This is a genomic window from Achromobacter sp. UBA5777 (genome assembly GCF_002418565.1).
GTDB classification, from domain to species: Bacteria; Pseudomonadota; Gammaproteobacteria; order Burkholderiales; family Burkholderiaceae_B; genus Achromobacter; species Achromobacter animicus.
In genome coordinates, this window is record NZ_DIEJ01000092.1 from 1 (window position 1) to 4,487 (window position 4,487).

Here is a 4,487-nt window from a genome sequence, read left to right on the forward strand (position 1 = left end):
TGCTGCCGCACGAAATCGCCCCCGCGCTCTTGACCGCCGCGGGCCGCGCGGACGTACTGGTCTGCTACACGCGCGATGAAATGGCCGCGTTCCCGGACCACGGCACGGACGCCGCCAGCCAGGAGATGGGCGACGCCGTGTTCGGCGCGCCCTCCCGGCTGTGGGCCCGGCAGGCCGTGGCGCAAGGCCGCAACGCCTGGCTGGCGCGCTTTGACGTCGCGCCGACGGACCGCTTCGGCGCCTGCCACTGCATTGAATTGCCCTTCGTGTTCGACACCCTGCAGGCATTTGCCGATGCCCCGATGCTGGCGGGACTGCCCGCCGAGCAGGGCGAGCAACTGGCGCGCCAGACCCAGACCGCATGGCTGGCATTCATCCGGGGCGACGCGCCGGATTGGCCGCAAGCGCCACACATGCAGATCCTGGCCTGAGCCCGCTACGCCACACGACAGGCGCCGGCCGTGCCGCCGCGCCCTGCACACCAACGACACAAGGGGAATTCCATGTTCAAGCAAACCGTCCTTGCGCTGGCGCTTGCGCTGCCGCTCGCCGCCACCGCGGCCTATCCCGACAAACCGGTCAAGATCATCGTGTCCAACCCGCCCGGCGGTCCGGTCGACGTCATGCTGCGCGTCCTGGCCAGCAAACTGGGCGCGGCCTGGGGCCAGCCCGTGGTCGTGGAGAACAAGCCGGGCGCTTCGGGCATCATCAGCACCGGCGCACTGGTCAAGTCGGCGCCAGACGGCTACACGCTCGGCATGGTCGTCGCGTCGTCCGTGACCATCGTGCCGTTTGCGGTGGACAGCCTGCCGTTCGACACGCAAAAGGACCTGCAGCCCATCTCGCTGGTGGCGCGCACGCCGTTCATCTTCATCGTGCCCAAGGACAGTCCGCTCAAGACCTGGGAAGACTTCGTGCGCGAAAGCAAAGCGCGCAATCTGAGCGTAGGCTCGTTCTCGATCGGCACCGCGTTCCACCTGGTCTGGGAACAGACAGCGCGCCGTGCGGGCATCAAGGCGCTGTATGTGCCGTCGTCCTCGTCAGGCAAGACGCAGAACGACCTGATTGGCGGGCAGCTCGACGTGGGCCTGGACGCGCCGTCCAGTTCCAAGGGTCTGATCGATAGCGGACGACTAAGGGCGCTGGCAATCACCAGTCCGCAACGCTTTGGCGGCCTGCCCGACACGCCCACGCTGAAGGAGTCGGGGCTGGACTACGCGCCGCAGCCATGGATCGGCCTGATGGGACCGGCCGGCATCCCGAAGGACCGCGTCGCGCAGATCCAGAAGGCGGTGACCGACATCCTGAAGGACCCGGCCATGAAGGCGCAGATGGAAACGCTGGGCATGATTCCGATCGGCAGTTCGCCCGATGAACTGGCGGCCATCATCGAGGCCGATCGCGCCGAGATGGGACCGCTGATCAAGGAGCTGGGCATCAAGCTGCAATAGCCTCGGCGTGCGGTAAATTCCGCGCAACGTAAGCGCTGGAAACAGGGCCCCTCGCGTCGGGGCGCTCGGGTAAGATCCTCGTCAATAACAAGTTAACTACCCGAGGAGGAGAGCATGCCGCAACGCAATTCCCTGTTCCGTCTGGCGCCCTTGGCGCTGGCCGCCCACCTGATCTTTTCCGGCCCGGCGGCCGCGCAAGGGGCGCCCGGCACGCAAGGCGCGGTGCAACCCGCCGCGAATCCGGCGCTGGCCGCGCAGATCGACGAACGCGCCAAGGCCATCGAAGACAAGCTCATCGCGTGGCGCCGCGACATCCATCAACATCCGGAGCTTGGCAACCAGGAGCACCGCACGTCCAAACTGGTCGCCGATCATCTGCGCGCGCTGGGCATGGACGTGAAGACCGGCGTTGCGGGCACCGGCGTGGTCGCGGTGCTCAAGGGCGGCAAGCCAGGACCCGTGATGGCGCTGCGCGCGGACATGGACGCCCTGCCCGTCAAGGAACAGGTCGACGTGCCGTTCGCGTCCAAGGCCAAGGGCACGTACCTCGGTAAGGAAGTCGACGTCATGCACGCGTGCGGTCACGATGCGCACACGGCGATCCTGATGGCGGCCGCCGAAGTGCTCGCCGGCATGAAGGACGAGCTGCCCGGCACGGTCAAGTTCATCTTCCAGCCCGCCGAGGAAAGCCCCGCGGACTTCGAGCCCGACGGCAAGAAGATCTGGGGCGCGAAGATGATGGTGCAGGAAGGCGTGCTGGACAATCCCAAGGTCGACGCGATCTTCGGCCTGCACGTGTCCAGCGCGTATCCGGCAGGCTGGCTGGCGTGGCGCGCCGGTCCGGCGATGGCCGCCGCCGACCAGTTCTGGATCGACGTGACCGGCAAGCAGACGCACGGTGCGCGTCCGTGGTCGGGCATCGACCCCATCGTCGTCAGCTCGCAGATCATCCTGGGGTTGCAGACCATTCCCAGCCGCCAGATCAACAGCATGCTGGAACCCGCGGTGATCACGGTGGGCGCCATCCATGGCGGCAACCGCATGAACATCGTGCCCGACAGCGTCGCGATGACCGGCACCATCCGGACGTACGACGAAGGCATGAAGAAAGACATCCACCAACGCATCGCGCGCACTGCGGACATGATCGCGCAAAGCGCGGGCGCCAAGGCGGACGTGCGAGTCGTCGAGCTGTACAACGCCACCGTCAATCCGCCGGCGTTGGCCGAGCAGATGGGTCCCACGCTGCGGCGCGTGGCGGGCGAAGGCAACTATGGCCTGCAACCCAAGTCGACGGCGTCCGAGGACTTTTCGTTCTATCAGGAAAAGGTGCCCGGCATGTTCTTCTATCTGGGCGTGACGCCCAAGGGCACGGATGTCGAAAAGGCCGCGCCGAACCATTCGCCGCGCTTTCACGTGGATGAGTCGGGCCTCATCAACGGCGTGCGCGCGCTGTCGAACCTGACGGTCGACTACATGGCGAACGCGCGCAAGGGCAGCTGATCGGTCTTATCGGGATCGCCGATGAACTCGCCGCGTCCGTCGCGGCAAGTTTATCGGCAACTGTGGCGATGGGCGTGCCGCCTGTTATCGCTTCGGCTACCGGGACGGCATAAGCAAACGGCTACAAATTCTTTGTCAGCCGCCGCCCCGCTTCTTACAGTGTGCGCCTTTGCCGCCATGCGGCCGCACGACAGAAGCTTTCGCCATGCCGATCTCCCGACGCAAATTCCTGCTTGCCAGCACGCTGGCGTTGCCGCTGGCGCGGCCTCGCCTGGCGCGCGCGTCAGACTGGCCCGCGCGTCCCATCCGTCTTGTCGTCACGTTTCCGCCCGGCGGCGCCAGCGACATCGCCGCGCGCATCATTGCGCCCGTGTTGGCCGAACGGCTGGGTCAGTCCATCGTCATCGAAAACAAGCCGGGCGCGGGCTCGACCATCGGCGCAACCCTTGTCGCGCAGTCGCCCGCCGACGGCTACACGTTGCTGATGTCGAACTCGGCGCCCCTATCGATCTCGCCGGCGCTGATGCCGCACGGCGGCTACGACGCGCTGGCAAGCTTTCGCCATATCGCTTACCTGGGCGCGGTGCCCACGGTGTTCGTCGTGCACCCGTCCGTGCCGGTGGCCAGCCTTGCCGAGCTGACCGCCTGGATCAAGGCGCAAGACCAGCCGGTGCAATACGGCAGCGGCGGACTGGCGTCCGTGGGGCAGATCGTGGGCGAGCTGTACTCGCGGCAGACGGGCGCGCCGCTGCAGCACATTCCGTACAAGGGCTCGGGCGCCATGCGCAACGACCTGCTGGGCGGACAGATCCGCGTGGCGGTGGACGCCCTGCCGCAGAACCTGCCCTTCCTGCGTTCGGGGCAACTGCGTCTGTTGGCCGTCACCACGCAGGCGCGCGTGCCGCAGGCGCCCAGCATCGCTTCGGTGGGCGAACTGGGTTATCCGGACCTGGTCGCGGAAAACTTCATCGGGCTCTCCGCCCCCGCGGGCCTGCCCGACGCGGTGGCCGTGCGGCTGCATACGGAGGTCGGATCCGTGCTGGACAATCCGGACATTCGGGCCAAGCTCGAGGGCCAGGGCTTCGTGCTGGCGCAGAAGACGCCGGCGGAGTTCACCGATTTCGTGCGCCGGCAGGCCGATAGCTGGGGGCCGGTCGTGCGCGCGACGGGAGCCAGTCTGTGAGCGCCCGCCGTCTGCTGGTGCTGTTCGGCTATCCCGGCCGGGGCGGCTTCAACGAGGCTGCGTTGAGGGGCGCCGAGCGCGCGGCGCGTGCGGGTCATGCGCTGCACGAGGAATGGGTCGCGGCCACCGATCCGGCCGCGCGTGCCGAGCGCCTTGCGCAGTTGTGCAACGGTAATCCTGATCTGGTGATCGTGCATGGCGGCCAGGGCGACGTGCCGGTGGCCGAGGTCGCGCCGCATTTTCCGCGCACGCAGTTCGCGATCACACAAGGCAGTCATACGGCGGACAATGTCGCGAGCTATGAGATTCTGCAGGAGCATTCCGCGTTTCTTGCCGGGATTCTGGCAGGT

Annotated in this window: 5 protein-coding genes; all 5 read left to right on the plus strand. The window is 67.1% G+C overall.

The features are described from left to right. A partial coding sequence (locus B3446_RS06455) for a carboxylesterase family protein (RefSeq protein WP_291378537.1) occupies positions 1-431 on the plus strand: 431 nt, incomplete at its 5' end. Between the two features lie 72 nt (positions 432-503). Beyond that, entirely contained in the window at positions 504-1,451 is a 948-nt protein-coding gene (locus tag B3446_RS06460) for a Bug family tripartite tricarboxylate transporter substrate binding protein (protein WP_291378539.1), read from the plus strand. A 114-nt stretch (positions 1,452-1,565) separates the two neighbouring features. Continuing rightward, on the plus strand, positions 1,566-2,954 hold the full coding sequence (locus tag B3446_RS06465; protein ID WP_291378540.1) for an amidohydrolase: 1,389 nt from the start codon (positions 1,566-1,568) through the stop codon (positions 2,952-2,954). A 205-nt stretch (positions 2,955-3,159) separates the two neighbouring features. After that, on the plus strand, positions 3,160-4,137 hold the full coding sequence (locus B3446_RS06470) for a Bug family tripartite tricarboxylate transporter substrate binding protein (protein WP_291378542.1): 978 nt from the start codon (positions 3,160-3,162) through the stop codon (positions 4,135-4,137). Further along, a partial coding sequence (locus tag B3446_RS06475; RefSeq protein WP_291378544.1) for a BMP family lipoprotein occupies positions 4,134-4,487 on the plus strand: 354 nt, incomplete at its 3' end. The genes B3446_RS06470 and B3446_RS06475, both read left to right, overlap by 4 nt.

Coding starts and splice junctions, on each gene's coding strand:
- B3446_RS06460 (WP_291378539.1), top strand. CDS start 504: ATGTTCAAGCAAACCGTCCTTGCGCTGGCGCTTGCGCTGCCGCTCGCC.
- B3446_RS06465 (WP_291378540.1), top strand. CDS start 1,566: ATGCCGCAACGCAATTCCCTGTTCCGTCTGGCGCCCTTGGCGCTGGCC.
- B3446_RS06470 (WP_291378542.1), top strand. CDS start 3,160: ATGCCGATCTCCCGACGCAAATTCCTGCTTGCCAGCACGCTGGCGTTG.